Annotated in this window: 16 protein-coding genes and 1 tRNA gene; 11 read left to right on the top strand and 6 right to left on the bottom strand. The window is 44.7% G+C overall.

From position 1 onward, the window contains the following. Positions 1 to 167 precede the first annotated feature (167 nt). Positions 168 to 455, top strand: a complete 288-nt coding sequence (locus RH46_RS05940; RefSeq protein WP_006878478.1) for a hypothetical protein — start codon at positions 168 to 170, stop codon at positions 453 to 455. On the opposite strand, the gene RH46_RS05945 is transcribed toward RH46_RS05940, so the two are convergent. Next, complete coding sequence (locus RH46_RS05945) at positions 436 to 1,608, bottom strand: GGDEF domain-containing protein (protein ID WP_006878479.1); 1,173 nt, start codon at positions 1,606 to 1,608, stop codon at positions 436 to 438. The two genes, RH46_RS05940 and RH46_RS05945, sit on opposite strands and share 20 nt — an antisense overlap. A gap of 373 nt (positions 1,609 to 1,981) precedes the next feature. After that, entirely contained in the window at positions 1,982 to 3,052 is a 1,071-nt protein-coding gene (locus tag RH46_RS05950; protein ID WP_006878480.1) for a DUF3541 domain-containing protein, read from the bottom strand. Positions 3,053 to 3,435: 383 nt separating this feature from the next. Between RH46_RS05950 and RH46_RS05955 the strand changes: the two genes are divergently transcribed. The 8 genes from RH46_RS05955 to gntR all read left to right on the top strand — a co-directional run bounded on the left by RH46_RS05955 (position 3,436) and on the right by gntR (position 11,713). Continuing rightward, positions 3,436 to 4,794 carry a diguanylate cyclase gene (locus RH46_RS05955; RefSeq protein ID WP_006878481.1) on the top strand — a complete coding sequence of 453 codons (1,359 nt, stop codon included), beginning with the start codon at positions 3,436 to 3,438 and terminating at the stop codon, positions 4,792 to 4,794. A gap of 88 nt (positions 4,795 to 4,882) precedes the next feature. Continuing rightward, a complete protein-coding gene (locus RH46_RS05960; protein ID WP_006878482.1) occupies positions 4,883 to 5,317 on the top strand; it encodes an Mpo1 family 2-hydroxy fatty acid dioxygenase in 435 nt (144 codons plus the stop codon). Positions 5,318 to 5,564: 247 nt separating this feature from the next. Then, a complete protein-coding gene (locus RH46_RS05965) occupies positions 5,565 to 6,581 on the top strand; it encodes a TRAP transporter substrate-binding protein (protein WP_006878483.1) in 1,017 nt (338 codons plus the stop codon). A gap of 79 nt (positions 6,582 to 6,660) precedes the next feature. Continuing rightward, positions 6,661 to 7,218, top strand: a complete 558-nt coding sequence (locus RH46_RS05970) for a TRAP transporter small permease subunit (RefSeq protein ID WP_006878484.1) — start codon at positions 6,661 to 6,663, stop codon at positions 7,216 to 7,218. Further along, the gene (locus RH46_RS05975; RefSeq protein WP_006878485.1) at positions 7,211 to 8,527 is read left to right on the top strand and encodes a TRAP transporter large permease; all 1,317 of its coding nucleotides are present in this window, start codon (positions 7,211 to 7,213) and stop codon (positions 8,525 to 8,527) included. The genes RH46_RS05970 and RH46_RS05975 overlap by 8 nt, the downstream gene beginning before the upstream one ends. Positions 8,528 to 8,601: 74 nt before the next feature. Continuing rightward, positions 8,602 to 9,102 (top strand): gluconokinase, encoded by a 501-nt coding sequence (locus tag RH46_RS05980; RefSeq protein WP_006878486.1) that lies wholly within the window; start codon positions 8,602 to 8,604, stop codon positions 9,100 to 9,102. Beyond that, complete coding sequence (gene gndA, locus RH46_RS05985) at positions 9,099 to 10,592, top strand: NADP-dependent phosphogluconate dehydrogenase (RefSeq protein WP_006878487.1); 1,494 nt, start codon at positions 9,099 to 9,101, stop codon at positions 10,590 to 10,592. Before RH46_RS05980 ends, gndA begins: the two co-directional genes overlap by 4 nt. Before the next feature lie 119 nt (positions 10,593 to 10,711). Beyond that, complete coding sequence (gene gntR, locus RH46_RS05990) at positions 10,712 to 11,713, top strand: gluconate operon transcriptional repressor GntR (protein ID WP_071985900.1); 1,002 nt, start codon at positions 10,712 to 10,714, stop codon at positions 11,711 to 11,713. Between the two features lie 306 nt (positions 11,714 to 12,019). On the opposite strand, the gene RH46_RS05995 is transcribed toward gntR, so the two are convergent. Then, positions 12,020 to 13,543 carry a DUF3612 domain-containing protein gene (locus RH46_RS05995; RefSeq protein WP_006878489.1) on the bottom strand — a complete coding sequence of 508 codons (1,524 nt, stop codon included), beginning with the start codon at positions 13,541 to 13,543 and terminating at the stop codon, positions 12,020 to 12,022. Between the two features lie 162 nt (positions 13,544 to 13,705). Between RH46_RS05995 and RH46_RS06000 the strand changes: the two genes are divergently transcribed. Then, entirely contained in the window at positions 13,706 to 14,281 is a 576-nt protein-coding gene (locus RH46_RS06000) for an aldolase/citrate lyase/malate synthase family protein (protein ID WP_006878490.1), read from the top strand. Positions 14,282 to 14,348: 67 nt separating this feature from the next. On the opposite strand, the gene RH46_RS06005 is transcribed toward RH46_RS06000, so the two are convergent. Next, positions 14,349 to 15,053 (bottom strand): MaoC family dehydratase, encoded by a 705-nt coding sequence (locus RH46_RS06005; RefSeq protein WP_006878491.1) that lies wholly within the window; start codon positions 15,051 to 15,053, stop codon positions 14,349 to 14,351. 318 nt (positions 15,054 to 15,371) lie between these two features. Between RH46_RS06005 and RH46_RS06010 the strand changes: the two genes are divergently transcribed. Then, positions 15,372 to 15,462: transfer RNA gene (locus RH46_RS06010), tRNA-Ser, on the top strand. A 347-nt stretch (positions 15,463 to 15,809) separates the two neighbouring features. Here the strand turns inward: RH46_RS06010 and RH46_RS06015 are convergent. Both RH46_RS06015 and RH46_RS06020 read right to left on the bottom strand, forming a co-directional pair. Further along, entirely contained in the window at positions 15,810 to 16,622 is an 813-nt protein-coding gene (locus tag RH46_RS06015) for a hypothetical protein (protein ID WP_006878492.1), read from the bottom strand. Between the two features lie 427 nt (positions 16,623 to 17,049). Continuing rightward, positions 17,050 to 17,559, bottom strand: coding sequence for a hypothetical protein (locus RH46_RS06020; protein WP_006878493.1), 510 nt, complete (start codon positions 17,557 to 17,559; stop codon positions 17,050 to 17,052). Positions 17,560 to 17,633: the final 74 nt, after the last annotated feature.

Here is a 17,633-nt window from a genome sequence, read left to right on the forward strand (position 1 = left end):
TGAGTTATGTGCTGGCATATAACTTGCTGCTTGTTAAATAGGCCAATGAGGCCAGAAGGTTTAAATAAATAATCGAAAATTCCGAATTTAACGTCAGTTATTATCAGTTTTATTAGTGTAACTATTGGCTATACTTAGAATTGATATTCAGCTGAGAGGAGGTGCTTATGGCTGTTGTACCAAAACACACTGACTCCCATAGTCGTTACGATCCAAGTAAGGAGTTAACGGCAGATCAACTTCACCGTTTCGGTAAAGTTGCACAAAAAGCGCAAAAGCGTCGTGAAGAGGAAGTCGAAAGAGGAACTATCGCTGCAACTGCTCGAGCTGCGAAAGCGGCGGCGCTGCGCCCGGTAGTGACCCCAAAACGTGATAAACCTAATACAGTCCGTTATGCCGCATGGATGTTGGTAGTCATGGCGCTATCGCTATGGCTTATGTACATGACCCGTTAAACTTTTTTATGGGAGTAACACTCGCTAAGTCCGCCTTATCATGACTACTAAGAGGTGAAGTGTAATCCCCACGGTAGAATCTATATTGGTTCTTTCCCTTGTGTTTAGCGGCATACATCGCTTTGTCTGCGCAGCGCGTTAACTCCGGCAGGGTGGCTGCATCTTGAGGGTATAACGCAACGCCTGCGCTCACTGTCAATTCATTGATACGCTCTGTTGACTGATAGTTGCCAGAAAATAGATGGCATATACGTTTCAGGATGCCTTCTAAGTCCTTAATTGAATTCACGTCATACAATAAAAGCACAAACTCATCGCCGGCAAATCGAGCAATTGAGTAATCATGGCGGTCGGTTTGTCGGTCTTTGTTACGAATATTATTTTTCAGACGGTTAGCGAGATGTTGCAAAACGCGGTCTCCCACGTCATGGCCGTAGGTATCGTTTATCGACTTGAAATTATCGATATCAAGGAACACCATTGCCGTGACCTTATTGCTACTTTTCTGCTCTTCAAGCTTTCCTGCAGCCCAGTTTTCAAAACTCCATCGGTTGGCGAGACCTGTCAGTTGATCCAGGTAGGCCAGATCTTCAATACCTTCCTGATAAAGCTCCTGAACATACTTCATTACCTTGGAGTAATAATAAGCCGCTACGTTACACAGTATACAAAGTGCGAGTAAGCTAAGTACAAACCGACCTTGCGAAGCATCAGTATTGTAAGGCACCGTCTGAGTAAAAAGCACCGCGAGTAGAGTCACTGTACAAAAGCCAAAGCTTAATATAGCGCCAACTCTGAAGTTATTAGCAAAGATAAGCACAGCAACAATGGGATAGAGCCACAGTAAACGGTCAGCGACATGATCACCGTAAAGAATCAGCAACACACCTTGGAAAAGCAGGATACCACTTAAAATTAAATCACAATGGTTGTTGCGTTGATGTTTGAACAAGTAGTAGAGGTTGAGGGTAAGTACAGTTGCTGAGAACAAGTTAATCGAAGCAAAGAAGTAATCATGAGTAGCGAATCTCAAAACACTATAGCCAATCAGGATAAGAACCGATATGACAGAACACAGCAATACCAGCTTACTCTTACGAGTCGCTCTGATATCGGCCATTTCAGCAATCTGTCGTCCAGCAAATTGTGGCATATAGTAGTTATCCTTTGCACATAGTCCCTCAAGCAAAGTCTAGAAGAAATTTTAAAGTCTGAAGCAGCCATAAATTTTGCAAAATTCAGGTTCTTCATATATTTATGTGAAATGAGTTTCTTATCTGGGGCGAAGGAAAGTCTTTATAATGAATTTTGACGCATATATAAGCCACTGTATTAATGCGTAAATTATTAATTATGATGGATTATTGACGGAATGTGATGTTTATCAGTAAGTTGGAATCGTTATGGAACATGATGTACTTATAATAAATAAATCTATCAGTTTCTGAAATTTTCGTGCGCTGGCTCGCTTTAATATTGGATGGCGAAAAACAGCCCTGACGAGCAGGGCTGTACCGAATGTGGTGTTATTGTGGCACAAGGCCATAAGGTAGGTTGGAGAATACTTTTGGCTGTCCTTTCACCGTAGGAGCTTCGTTGACCTTCTGCCAGTCAAGCAACATGATAGCAAGCACGTTGCGGTGCTCCCCATAAGTTATATCGAAATCGCCAGTTACGGACGGAATCATCCCCTTGTCGAGGTTGATCGATTTCTGGATTGCATAGCGGGTTTTTTCTACCACAGGGTCATTTTCCAGACCCGCAAGTAAGAAGGTAATGCCAACTTCGGCAATAACGTCTTCTTTTGCTCGAATTAGAATCGTGTCGATATTGCGGCGGAAATAGTCGTAGATCCACTGGTGTTGCTGTTCACTAACCTGATGTTGATAGTACTCTGAATCACCAAAGATGATGTGAGTCATACCGTAGAGTTTGTTGCCATACTGCTGTTTTGATAGCTTTTTATCTTGGACATCTGGATAAGCTTGTTTAAATGCAGTGGTAAATTCATTAACTACGTCTTGCTCGCCAAGCTGTCTTAGCCAGTAGACCTGGTTGGCTAGTTGAGCCGCCCACGCCTTTATCATCTCTTCATCCGAGGCATACTTCTTGAAATCATAGCGACGAATCACTTCACGCAGTTTCGCGTCTTGTTTGTGCTTTAGGCCGTATTCATTCGCACGCGCCATTGAACCGAGCAGGTCAACGCCGAGATAGAGATACTCTGGCATATGTTTGGTGACGTTATAACGCCTGACACTTCTCTCATCCGTTTCATCGACATACCCAGAGAGACGCTTTTCTGAGTAAAGCAGGATTTGTTCAGGGGTATTTACTTCTGCGGCAAACCTATTAAGTCGACTCGCTACACGAGCCATGTCACTCCACACCGCAGCCGAGTATTTGTCATCCAGAGTCTGACGATACATACGCAAACCATAATGGCCTTCTTTGAAAGCGGGCAGTGTGTAGAGCTGGCTTTCGTAGGTATTACGAATCACATCTGCCGATGCTTCGAAGCTCGTGTCATTGGTTGCTGCGACAGATGTGTGAGAAAGGACAACGCCGAGGCATAGCCCTAAGAGCTTCTTATGCATGGTCTAACCTTTACAAAGTGATGTGATGATATTATGGCAGGATATCAGGTATTGCTTACTCAAATGTAAGCTAATGGTCAGATATGAGTAATATTTGAATACTTACATTATCGCTACATAAGTGTTGAGGTCATTATCACTTCTTGTCTGGAACAAGAGTGCTAAACGGCTATTTTTGCCACTTGAAGAGGGTGTTTGTTCGATAGGGTGCAAATAAATCAGCTGTTTTAATAATATATTTGTAGTTAATTGGTGAAGTTTCGAGCGATTTAATGTACTTTTTATATAACTAATTTTAATAATAATTAACGCTTGCAGGCATTGAAATCTAGTTCGTTGGGACTAAGTTCGCTCAAGTAGATGTGAGTAGTTGTGGGGGATGAATGGCCTATCATAAGGGCAGGCAGCATTATATTAATGCGCTGTTTTTGATGACCTTTATATTTTTCGTTGGGCTGATTGAGTCTATTGATCAGAGCCAGAAGACCTTTTTGCGTGATAGTTTGCTTGCGCGTGCCAAAGAAGAGTTGTCCATTGTTCGCTCAGAACTAGAAGCTGCGATTGTCTCTGATATTTACGTAGCCAATGGCCTTTCAGCATTAGTCGCATCGGCTCCTGATTTTGAGTTCTCAGGCTGGGATTTGATCGCATCAAGCATTATGCGTAAGAGTAATCATGTCCAGCTGTTAGGATTAGCTCCAGACGATGTGGTGGACTATGTTTATCCTCTCGAAGGTAATGAAGCTGTTTTAGGACTTAATTATCGCAATATTCCGAGCCAATGGCGCTCGGTTAAAAAAGCTCAGGAAATCCAAGAGATCTTTATATCCGGGCCAGTTAACCTTGTGCAGGGAGGCCGGGCTCTTATCGCGCGAGTACCCATTTTTTCTGATCCTCCATACAACACTAAGTATTGGGGTGTATGTAGTGTCGTGATTTCTCTCGACTCACTCTTTTCTGAGGCGGGTATCGCTTCATTTGAGCATCGCTATAACCTTGCTATTCGTGGCACAGACAGCTCCGGGGCAGATGGCGAGATATTTTATGGTTACCAAACCACTTTTGATCAGGCTTTTGCATCTGAATCCGTTCACTTTCCTTATGGAAGCTGGCAAATAGCGGCATCTACCAAAAATGACTTATTGGATAGTGGTAAGTGGTACCGTGTTCACGCTGTGAGATTGCTTGGTTATCCGATGATCATCATGTTGGTACTGGCATTTATCGCTACTTATCGACTTTACACTGCCGCGAATGATCGAGCCTTACATGATGAACTGACTCGCTTACCGAATCGTCGTTACTTTATGTACACCTTTGGTGAACACTTTAATGCCGTGAAAAAGAGTGCAAGTAGTGACTCATTTGCCATTCTCAATATCGATCTGGATAAGTTTAAGGCAATTAACGATACCTACGGACACGCTGCGGGCGATAAGGTCCTGATTGCAACCGCAGAGCGTTTGAAGAGCGTTCTTAGAGCTTCTGATGTCGTTGCTCGGATGGGGGGAGATGAGTTCCTAATCTTGCTTCCGAGAATTGAAAGTAGCGACGATATTGATGTGATTAATATCGAACTACAAAAAGCAGTTTGTCATACGCCAGTTATTTACGACCAACACCTTATCAATCTTCGGGTTAGTGTGGGATACGCTATTTATGATCCGGCTTTCGAAGATATAGAAGAGATGTTCAAGCTTGCTGATAGCAGAATGTACGAAGAAAAACGTCGTCAGAGCTAAAGAGTTCTCACAAAAAGAGATTTTACCGCTGCAATGCTGGTAAACCCATGCTATAGAAATAGTAAAGGAGTTTATTAGGTATACGAGTATGAAGGATCTTGCTCAGTGGTTAAGTGAGTATGGTGAGAGTCATCAGAACCCCATTAACCAAAAAATTCATAAGGTTGCCGTTCCTGGCATCTTTCTATCAGTGGTGGGATTGATTTGGTCAATTCCACCTATTCATCTGTTTGGTTTGACCCTTAACTGGGTTTGGCTTGCTGCGCTACCAGTGATGGTATTCTATTTCAGGTTATCGCTGAGTGTATTTTTAATGATGCTGGGATTTACCCTTGCATGTATTTCGCTTATTTGGTCGCTGGAAATACTGCAGTTGTCCGTGTTGCTGGTATCGCTGGTGTTGTTTGCGGTGCTGTGGTTGTTCCAGTTTATCGGTCATAAAATTGAGGGCAAGAAGCCTTCTTTCTTTGAAGATCTTCAGTTTTTACTTATCGGCCCAGTGTGGGTATTCCGCAAGCACTAATTTTTCCTACCTCTTATTAGTTATTCACTTGCCCACCTTGATGTGGGCAAGTTCACATTTATTTTGTTCATTATTAAATTCTCATTATCACAATTAACAATTGTGATACTCGTCATGGTAAACGGTTGCTTGTTACCGGTAACATCTCGTTAAAGTTACCGGTAACATAAGAATTACATCCGGTAGTCAACCAAAAGTCATTTAGGCTTAATTGGACAACTGAAACAAATAAAGGATACCCCTCATTATGAAAGCGATGACTAAAACTCTGCTTGCAACCACCATCACCGGTCTATTCTCTGTGTCTGCACTTGCAGCAGATTTTAACCTTAAGATTCAGTCGTCGGATCCATCTGGAGACTTAAACTACAAGGTTCAGCAGAACTGGGCTGAGCGCGTGGAAAAAATGTCTGACGGTCGTATCGAAATTGACCTGTTACCTGTAGGTTCAGTGGTTAAACACACAGAGACATTGGGCGCTATCAAAATGGGTATCCTTGACGGTCAGGTAACCGCAACGGGCTATTTCTCAGGTAAAGATCCAGCATTCGGCCTGATTGGTAACATGGTGGGTGCATGGTCTGATACTACTCAGCTTCTGCAATACATGAACTACGGCGGTGGTAATGAGTTAATGACTGAGCTTTACGCTCCTTACGGCGTGAAGTTTGTTGGCGCATCTACGACGGGTGTTGAATCATTTATCTCTAAGAAGCCAATCGATGGTGTCGATGATCTGAAAGGTCTTAAGCTTCGTGCTCCTGAAGGTCTGGTACAACAGGTATTTGCTGCTGCGGGCGCGACACCAGTTAACCTACCGGGTTCTGAAGTATTCACAGGTCTGAGCAAAGGTGTAATCGACGCAGCTGACTACACGGTATTTTCAACTAACCAAAAAGCGGGCATGAATGATATCGCTACCCACCCGGTTCAGCCTGGATTCCATTCCCTGCCACTGATCGACATTTCAATTTCGCAGAAGAAGTGGGACAAGATGCCAGAGGATCTACAAACAATCCTGCAAACATCAGTACGTGACTTCTCATACGATATGACGACACAGCTGAAGATGGCGGATCAGGCTGCGGTGAAAGAGGCGCAGGCTAACCCAAATATCACCATTCACAACTGGTCTGACGAAGAGCGTAAGAAATTCCGCGAAATCGCTAAGACTCAATGGAAAGTATTTGCTGAACGTTCGCCAAATGCACAAAAGGTATACGACTCTGTGACGACGTTCCTTGAGTCTAATGGCCTGCTTTAACCGATAGTTTAACAGCGAGTATTTCTGCTTTGCTTCTCTATGGAGGGCTCGTGCCCTCCAATTTTTTGGACATCTTGTTATGACTGATAAAATGCCGCATACCCCACCAGAACCGGAAGAGCAGCCACGTAACATTCTTGATCGTGCGATCATCAAAATCAGCAATCTGCTCAGCTGGCTATTTATCGTGACGGTTCTGATCTCCTTTTACGAAGTGGTGATGCGCTATGCGTTCGATGCCCCGACGACCTGGGTGCATGAAACGGCTTCCTTTATTGGGGGCTCTCTGTTCATCGTTGGCGGTATCTATGCTTTTGCGGCCAATAAGCACGTTCGAGTGGTACTTATTTACGATGCAGTGTCATCACGTACCCGAAAATACCTCAATTTAGTCCATCACATTGTCGGGCTGGCTTTTGCGGGCATGCTCGCTTATGCGGCCTATTCATTAGCGAATGAAGCATGGTTTACGCCATGGGGTGAACTACGTTTAGAAACGTCGGGATCAGTGCTTAACGCACCTTATCCCGCGCTACTGAAAGGCATCATCTTTGTTGCCTTGTGTATTCTTGTTGTCCAGTTTGTATTGCACCTGATTCAGGAAATCATGGGGCTAAGGAACAATGATAATGTTTGATTTATCCTCGATAGGTATTGCCTGGGGCAGTGTACTAATGCTGGTCATGATGATCGGCCTGCTGTTAACTGGTATGCAACTCGCTTTTGTCACGGGCTTTGTTGCAATCTTCTTTACCTTATTCTGGTTTGGCCCTGATGCCTTACCACTGATTGCTAGTCGCACTTACAGCTTTGCTTCTGGCTATGTCTTCCTCGCTGTGCCGATGTTCGTATTGATGGCGGCTTTGCTGGACCGCTCGGGTATTGCCAAAGACTTGTTTGATGCGATGAAATCGGTAGGGCGCAAAGTACGCGGTGGTGTTGCCGTTCAGACTCTTATGGTTGCAGTTCTTCTGGCATCCATGTCAGGGGTGATTGGCGGTGAAACCGTACTGCTCGGCATTCTGGCTTTGCCACAAATGCTACGTCTTGGTTATGACCGTAAGTTAGCGATCGGTACCACTTGTGCTGGTGGTGCTCTGGGCACCATGTTACCGCCAAGTATTGTCCTTATTATTTATGGTATGACCGCGAGCGTATCGATTGGTGACCTGTTTAAAGCCTCTTTCCTGCCTGCATTTATTCTTGCTGGCTGTTACATCGCCTATGTACTGATTCGCTGTAAGCTAAACCCAGCGTTAGCGCCAATTCCTGGTGACAGTGAAGACGATGACGACCCACAAGTTAGCTACTTCAAAGCATTATTCTTCCCGTTGCTTTCGGTAGCGGTTGTATTAGGCAGCATATACACCGGCGTTGCTTCGGTCACTGAAGCGTCTGCATTGGGCGTAGTTGGAATCATGATATCAGCCGTTATCCGAGGCGAAATGAACTTCACCATGCTGAAAGAGAGTGCCATCGCGACGATGAGAACGTGCGGCATGATCATGTGGATTGGTATCGGTGCTAGCGCATTAGTGGGAATCTACAACCTGATGGGCGGTATCGACTTTGTTGAAGAAGTGATTCTTAGCCTGAGTGGTGGTAGTGCCATCGGTACGCTACTTATCATGATGGTCATTCTACTGGTTCTGGGGATGTTCCTTGACTGGGTAGGCGTCGCGCTACTTACCATGCCGATTTTCGTACCAATTATTACTGGCTTAGGTTTTGACCCTGTCTGGTTTGGTGTGGTGTTCTGTCTCAATATGCAGGTCTCATTCTTGTCACCACCGTTTGGTCCGGCTGCTTTTTACCTGAAATCTGTCGCTCCTAAAGATATCAGCCTTGGCGAAATCTTTAGTTCACTGCTGCCATTTATCGCGCTGCAAGTGTTTGTATTAGGCCTAGTTATTGTATTCCCAGAATTAGCAATGTGGTGGAAGTAATCCACTGAACTGTATAGCAAATTTGAAATTCACAGCCTTCAGTATCTGTTGAAGGCTAAGGATTGTATTGTCCGATGAAAGCGAAAAAAATCTTAGTAATGGGCGTGTCGGGTTGCGGCAAAAGCCTGATAGGTAGTGAACTGGCAAAGTCACTGAAGTTACCCTTTTACGATGGCGATGATTTCCATCCGCAAGCGAATGTCGAAAAGATGCGTCAGGGTATTCCTCTTGATGATGCTGACCGCAGCGGTTGGCTGGACACACTTAACAAGCTCTATGTCGACAACGAGTGTGCGGTGATTGCTTGCTCAGCATTAAAGCCTGAGTATCGCGATATTCTACGCTGCAATAATGAGTCACTGGTGATTGTTTATCTTAAGGGGGACTTCGATACCATATGGGCTCGTCATAAGAACCGCGCTAACCACTATTTTAATGGTGAAGCGATGTTAAGAAGCCAGTTTGACACTCTTGTTGAACCAGGTATTGAAGAAGCACTGCATATCGACATCGCGCAATCTGTTGAACAAGTGCTGCAACAAGCATTAACCGCAATTGAGGCCAGATCATTATGAGTCAGGCAAACATCGCCATGATTGGCTTGGGAGTGATGGGTAAAAGCCTGGCTTTAAATCTTATCGATCATGGCTTTATCGTCACAGGATTCGATATCGATCCAACTCATCGAGCCAGAGCGAAATCAGAGGCAGAGCCACTGTCGCAACAACAAGGTAAGGGCCGGTTTCTATGTGCCGAAAGTCTGGCTGAGGTATTAGCCAAGCTTGAATCTCCAAGGGTTATTGCTCTTTCTGTTCCAGCGGGCGCAATTGTAGATTCGCTGATCAAAGACCTGATTAATGCTGGGTTAAGCCGCGATGATATCGTCATTGATACCGGTAATAGCCTTTGGACGGATAGTGAGCGACGCGAGGATGAATATCAGGGTAAGCTGCGCTTTTTCAGTACCGCCGTTTCTGGCGGTGAAGTTGGGGCGAGGTTCGGCCCTTCACTGATGGCGAGTGGAGACAAGCAGGCGTGGGATGCCATTCAACCCATGTGGCAGGCGATCGCTGCCAAGGTTAATAAAGAGGGTTTGCCTGTCGGACAGTTTGAGTCTGGCGAAGCTTGCGCTGCTTACTTAGGCCCTGCAGGCGCTGGGCACTATGTGAAGATGGTACATAACGGCATTGAGTACGCCGATATGCAGCTTATTTGTGAAGCGTACCATTTTATGTCGACCGTGTTAGCCATGTCTGCTGAGCAGATTGGCCGAGTATTCGAACAATGGAATCAAGGTGTTCTCAACAGTTATCTGATGGAAATCAGCGCTGATATTCTGCAAACCCTCGATCCGCAAACGGGTAAACCTTTTGTTGAAATTGTACTGGATAAAGCAGGCCAAAAGGGAACCGGTTTATGGACAGCGGTTAACTCTCTTCAGCAGGGAGCGCCGGCACCGACGATTGCTCAGTCTGTGTTTGCACGAGCTCAGAGCAGCCAGAAAACTATGCGTGTTAATGCTGCCAAGCGCTTACGTACTCAAACCGACTCATTGGCAGACATCGATCAGCAACAGGCAGTTGATCAACTTCGCGACGCGCTTTACTGTGCCAAGCTGACGGTTTATGCCCAAGGTTTTGACTTATTAAAAGTGACTTCGGATAAAGAAGGCTGGCAGCTCGACTTTGCCAATATCGCGAAGATATGGCGCTCTGGCTGTATTATCCGCGCGATCTTCTTGCAAGAAATTACTCATGCGTATTGTCGTGATCCTCAGTTGGAGAACCTGCTGTTTGCCGACCATTTTGCTGATGAACTTAATTCCCGTTGTTGTGGCTGGCGATCAAGTGTGGCGAATGCGGCATTGTCAGGAGTACCAATGCCAGGGGTCAGCTCGGCCCTGAACTATTTTGATTCTCTTCGTTGCGAGACTCTCCCGGCTAACTTACTGCAGGCACAACGGGACTATTTTGGCGCTCATAGCTACTCGCGGGTGGATGACGATGAAGCCAATAAGTACCATTTAAACTGGAGCTTAGAGCCAAGAAAGCAAATCCGTGTATGAAAACAGAGCGTTCACATAACTGTGAACGCTTTTTTGTTATCTTCAACAACAAAAAAATATCCTTACAAAGGTACTATGTTACCAGTAACACAAAATGGAAGATGTATAGAAACTCAGTCATGGCTAATAAGAAAAAAAGACCGACCTTACAAGATATCGCTGACCGGGTGGGCGTAACTAAGATGACGGTGAGTCGCTGTTTACGTGACCCGTCGCAAGTGTCCAAGACTCTTAAAGACAAGATTAATCAAGCCGTTGAAGAGCTGGGTTACATTCCCAACCGAGCACCGGACATACTTTCCAACGCTAAATCGAATGCAATAGGTGTACTTGTGCCGTCATTGACGAACCAAGTATTCGCGGAAGTGATTCGTGGTATTGAGTCTGTAACCACTCCTGCTGGTTATCAAACCATGATTGCTCACTATGGTTATAGCGCAGAACTGGAAGAACGCAGCATCGCCTCCCTGCTATCGTATAACGTTGATGCGATCATCCTGTCGGAAAACATTCACACCGAGAAAGCGCGCAAAATGCTCCAGACTGCCTCGATTCCCATTATCGAAATCATGGACAGTTATTCACCCCGAATCGAGCAGGCTGTCGGTTTCGACAACGCTAAAGCATCAAAGTCGATGACCGAGGCAATATTGGCTAAAGGGCGTAACAACATAGCCTATTTTGCGGCGCGTATGGATGAGCGTACTCGTCTAAAGATGGCTGGATATCAACAGGCCATGTCAGAAGCGGGGCTAGAGACTGTAAGCTTGCAGACTGAAGATGCCTCGTCGTTTACATTAGGTGCGAAATTGTTAGGTCAGCTCGTCGAACAGCACCCGGATGTCAACGGCATCGTGTGTACCAATGATGACCTTGCTATTGGTGCGCTGTATGAATGCCAGAGAAGAGGAATTCGCGTCCCGGAACAAATGGCGATTGCCGGGTTTCACGGACATGACATTAGTCAGGCGATGATTCCAAAACTTGCAACAGTAATGACACCACGTGAACAGATTGGTCATGTGGCCGCGACACAGTTAATCGAACGATTAAAAGGAGCGACAGACTGGCAGCCAAGTATCGATCTTGGTTATCGGATTGAGCTTGGTGAGAGTATTTAAGTTGCAAAATGCAATTTCATACATTCGCATTATGTTGCGATTTGCAAAATGAAAATCCATTATGCGCTTAGTTTTTATGAATTAGGTTATGAAATAAGCAAAAACAAAGATTTTTAGTACTTTTAAAAGTTGGCACGCATTCTGCTTTATAGGTAATGACCCTTCTTAAGCCGAGGGTCACCTAGCCAACTGACGTTGTTAGTGAACCTTATTATTGTTCACACATATATATAGCCAATCACCCTTATTGTGATTGGCTTTTTTTCTTTCTATAGCTAGGAAATCGTGCAATTGCAGGACGAGAGTTTAGCCAGCGTCCTGACAACCATTATAGCAACTTGGTTTACGCGGACACACTGCACCACGAGAACAAATCACTCGCGCATCTGACTCAATACCACGCTCGATCCAGTTGATATTAAGAATCTTAGCAATTGTAGTGAACTCTTTTTGCATGTAGCGAGGAATTGCAGCACTTCCTCCATTGCTGACACACAATGATTTAAGCTCCTCAGCAATTTCTAGCGAATTTCCGCCCTGTGCATCAATGGCTGGATTCAAATCAATCCCAGCACATAGTACCCGGTTGTTACCCGCGGGGTCTGTCATATTGACCGACTCACAACAGTAGATTCGAGGCTCATCACCGACATTGAGTATTGAAATTTGAGCTGAGCTCCCTTGCTGTGGCTCAGAAAGCTTACGGAATACCGCCCAGTGCTGACAAGGGTCATTAACTTTACGCATATTACCCCAAGGCAGAGGGATACCATTACCACGGTAAACCGCTTTGAGTTTGTTTTGACCATAAGCATCAAAGTAATGCCAGTGTGGGTAAGGGGATACGACCGTCATTCGACGCATAGCCACAGATGGAGATACGCCCGCTTTCAAGTGCACATCAATTTCATATCCACTACGGTCGAGTAACTGTCTGAATGGGACTTTAGGGCAGAGTAGCGCTCCGGCAAAGAAGCTCGACTCGAAGTCTCGCCATGCCTGAAGAATATCTTGTGAGTTAAGCTCTGAAGTTGGCGTAGACAGGCTGTTTTCTTCCCAACTGTTGGCATGACCAACAGAGAGCACACTTTTTAGTCCTTCTTTACTGTGCAGAACACAATGACCGATGTAGACAGCCAAATCGTATTTAAGGCGAGTTGGGTAGTGTTTAAGGATCTCATTAAGAAAAATGGTACCCGGCGGTTCAAAAAACGATGTCACTACCTGTTTTGCACTCACACCCAGCTCATCGACAACATCTTTTGGTGGCCTTGAGATCCAGCGAATGGTTAAGCCAAGGCTACGAGCAATATCCATCAAATCTTCAGCAGAGAGGTTAAGTCGCTTTAAGCCAACTTCTTCAGCTGCACGTTCCAAATCAGGGAAGTGGTTTTGATTGCTTTCCTGATGTGCACGAATAAGTAGATGGGCGAACTGGCGGCCAGTAATACCAGTTTGAGAAAGCATCTCGGGAATCGCGATCTGTAAAATATCATTCGAGAACAAAAAGCTCGGTTCCAGTGCCATTCCACTGATCCCGCCGCGATTGCCTTTATCCGGTGTGATGTCTGCCTGTTCAGGTTCATCGTCAAGAAACCAGGCGGGATCTTTTTGAAAAACTTCAGCGATCACTTCCAACATATCGATGCTAGGAACCCGTTTTCCGCGCTCAATCATCGATAAGTAAGAAACCGAAGGTGCGTACTCAGGGTTGACTCTTATACAACGCGCAGAGAGATCTTCCATCGTTAAGTGGTTGCGTTTCCTAAGATTTCTTATCTTAGTACCTAAAAAATGAGACTGACGAATTAAGCTTTTTGACACTGGCATTTTGTAAAATTCACACTGTAAAATTTTTGTTGTGAAATTGTAGTCAAAAAATCACTAGTATAGAAAGTAAGCAAAGTCACAAATTCACACAGCAACGGAATGGGAATTTGAAATATTTGCTCAAGGACAAATAAGTTGTGAAATATCCGCGAGGGAAACACTATGAACATGCTGACAATCGATAAGACTGAAATCCAAGATCAAAACATGCCATTTATCGCTGAAGCTGTCTTCGCGGTAGAGACGATAAACGCTAATCAAGCGATGGAAAAACAACAGAACGCTAAGCAACTGCTAGACCGTCTGTTCCCACTAGAGAATGGTTCACATAAAGAAGTAACAGCTTACGTAATTGATTACCGTCACGTTATGGCTTACTTCAAAGATGGTAGCCACAGTGGTCTGAAGCATTCAAAACACTTTGTTGCTTACACGGGTGAAAAGGAAGACCCAGCGTCAATTCTGTTCCGTGACGGTACAGGTAGCCACGTAGAGGTAACATTCGGCAACCATAAAGGTACTGGCTGCGTTGAGCTAATCGATATTGAAGATATCCAGCTTGAAACATGCACTATGTTCCCAACTGAAATGACAGAAATCGCGGCGATGCGTCACTGGATCAGCCTGGTTAAAGGTGATGAAAAAGGCAAGCCAAGAGCGTGTACGGAAGAGAAAGAGTACACAGCGAAAAATGGTGACGATTACCAACTAGAACGCTGCTACACAATGAGCAAATAGTCGCTAACGAGCACAACTAAAAAAGGATACCTCGCGGTATCCTTTTTTGTATAAGCTGAAACTTTGCTTAGAAGTGAAGTTGAATTACTGATGTAACAACAGCACCCGGGCGGCGTACACCTTCAATTTCTACCTTGATTTCACGCTCAATTTCTAACCCTTTGCGGATTGGCGTGACTTTCGAAAGAGTACTTACCGCACGCACGCGATTGTCTGATTTCACAGGGTAAGGGAAACGAACCTGATTAAGACCAATGTTGACAACCATCTTAGCTGTCGGAAACAAGTTGTTGTCTGGGTCAACACTGTCAGTCAGTTTTGGCAGCAGTGCCAAAGTAAGGAAACCGTGTGCAATCGTTGTTTTAAATGGTGATTCAGTCGCCGCGCGCTCTGGATCTGTATGGATCCACTGCATATCTTCAGTCACCTGACCAAACTGGTTGATGCGTTCTTGCGAGATATCTAGCCAATCACCAGTATGAATGACTTCACCAATCTTAGACTGCAACTCAACAAACACTTTTTGTGCCTCTGGTTTCATCTCGATAGGTTGCGGCTGCTGAGGCTTTGGCGTCTCAATCGGAGTCTGTAACTCGTCATTCACTGCAGGGATATGAAAATCACGCAGACGTGTAAACAGGTGGCGGTTATGAGCCTTGTTAACAATTTCACCCCAGTATTCGCGCACAGTTGGAGCCATCCACTGCATAAACTCAGAATGCTGTTTAGAATTTGATTCACCACGATGTTTAAATAAGTCAGCGACTTTCATGAAAACCTCAGAAATAGATCACGTTACTCGGTTAATTCCGTAATTTTGAAACAGTTCACACTATTGTGCAATTACTTTCGGGCGTACACTTGTTGTCTAGAAAGTGTCTTTTTTACTTTTAAAACAGGTGTTTATAAATAAAACACTATTTTATTGTAATGTCTGTAATAGAGTATTTACACCAAGGGTTTTGACTTCTAGAGCTATAAAACGCGCCCTAGTGGCGTGAAAACTGTTTAGTTTCTCAGCACTTAAAACATAGAAGGCGAATTAGTGCTTTACAAGTGGCAGGGCAATACCTAATATACGCCACGCAACGGAGAGATGGCTGAGTGGTTGAAAGCACCGGTCTTGAAAACCGGCATACGTTAATAGCGTATCTAGGGTTCAAATCCCTATCTCTCCGCCACATTTAGAAAGCCCGCTGAGAAATCAGCGGGCTTTCGTCGTTCTGAATGCTCGCAACTACATCGTGCGCCTCTTTTTTAAGGCGTATGTCCTCTCATTCTTAGAATGTGTGTCCTGCCATCTTCTTTTAAAAGTTTTAAAAGGACAGTCGCAATAATACATACCGTTGACAAGGGAAGTTGAGCTCACAGTAGCTCTATTAATCTCATTTAGTGATTGATTCAGTTTTTCTGAGCAGTGTTTGTAGGGTTTATGGTCTTGGATATGAAAGCCAAAGAATAGATGTAACCAAGCGAATGCTCGGTCTAGTGAGAATGTATTCGAACCTGGTTGATTTGTGTTTGTGGATTAGCTATCTAATCGGAATAGATTGATTCGCCTCCGGTTCAATGCGAATTTGGCATGTATGGCACTTGCAGAACAACCAACAGCTGTGCTGCGTTTACGTTCTAACGTTGTACATACCTCAAGCCATTTCAATTGATTTATCTTTAGTCTTTGTAATATTGGCGGCACATTTACACTCAAGTTGGCTTTGTTTTCTCGGTATTGGCGAGCACTCCAGTCGACAAGTTCGATGTAATCCATCAGTCGGAAAGGAATACCATCAAGATATTTGTTGGTAGCGGTACCTATAAACGGATGAAGGCAAGGAGCAGTTTCTTGGTGTTTATCTAAAGCATCCAGCCTTGCTTGGATAGAGGTATAATCTGAAGCTTCCGGAGTTTTTGCTATGCCTGCCCTTAAGGGGTTTAAGTCAACATACGCCATGGCGGCAATAAGTGCTTGTTCATCAAGCAGTGCCTGACTTTTATAGCGACTCTCCCAAAAGTGCCCTTTGCATTCGTCTTCTTTGTTAGCCTGGCATGCAATGTCAAAATTGAGCTCTTTCATAAACCAGCTCAGGCTCCACAGTCTTTCTCGCCACGACTCTACGATTGCCATGCATGCTTCAATTTCTGGATTAGAGGTGAGTTGTCCGTCTAACCATCGAGTCACGAGATTCGGAAGTTTGTGCGCTAGCTGCCAGCGCTCAATAACCTCTCTGGCAGATAACTTTTGCGCTTTGTCTCGATTGATATGCAGAACTAGATGATAATGGTTATTCATAATGGCGTAGGCGCAGATGTCGATGCAATACACATGTGTTAGTGCCAGCATTTTGCGTTTGATCCAGACTCGACGATGCTCATAGCTTTTTTGTGTCAGGGGATCTACGCCACATAAGAGACTGCGTCTAACACAGCGGGACACGCAGTGGTAATAAGGAGTGGCGTCGACACATATTTGGTGCCTTCTTGCGGTTGTCATTTTTTGTCTCTGGTAGTCAACAATCTCTTGAGCGTAAGAAAGTCACCAATCGGCAGCAAGCCTTTATAATCGAACCTCTGGCATAGGCATCAACAACTCATCCTATTTTCACTCTTTATGGTGTATGTCCTCTTAACTAATGGTGTGTGTCCCCTTAACTAAAGGCGTGTGTCCCTACTAAAAGCGTGTGTCCCAATAAAGAAAGCCCGCTAAGAATGAGGCGGGCTTGGTTCGGCTTGCAGCTAAGTTATGTGAGTTAAAGCGATAGTTTTCAGCCTTAACCGTCATTCATGTTGGTGGGCTCTACTTTTAGGCTAGAGCTCCACAGATATTGCTCCGTGTCGTTGGCATCACGGTCGTAGATTTTAACTGCCCAGTATTGTCCTGCTTCTGCCAATAGTGCCCAGGTTACGGTCCAACCGTCTTGATCGAACATGATAGAGAGATACCCATCTTGAGTTAGACTCCAGGAAATAGCTTCATTGCCCTTACTACCGACGAACATTCCGCTACCATCTGGATTAAAGGTATAGACCCGTGTTTTGCCTTTTTTGTTGGTACGGGTAACTGTCATGCCTTCAACCATGTCTTCGGTGAAAATCTCAAATCCACCACAGTCCATAATTGACTGTTTGTAAGCGTCCCAGCTACTTGATTTATCATCTGCGTCGTCGCCGGCTCTACAAACGTTTTTCACCAGAGCTGACTCTTCTGAAGTCATTGAGGTAGACTGACATCCAGCAAGCGCTAGTGCCCCAACTAACGTTAATCCAATATAATGTTTCATAGTTTTCCTTATCACGTTTGTTCATAATTGAAACTAGCACTGATATCAGAATGTGCAAATATGATTGGATTTCA

The sequence above is a fragment of the Vibrio brasiliensis LMG 20546 genome, from assembly GCF_000189255.1.
Lineage (GTDB): Bacteria > Pseudomonadota > Gammaproteobacteria > Enterobacterales > Vibrionaceae > Vibrio > Vibrio brasiliensis.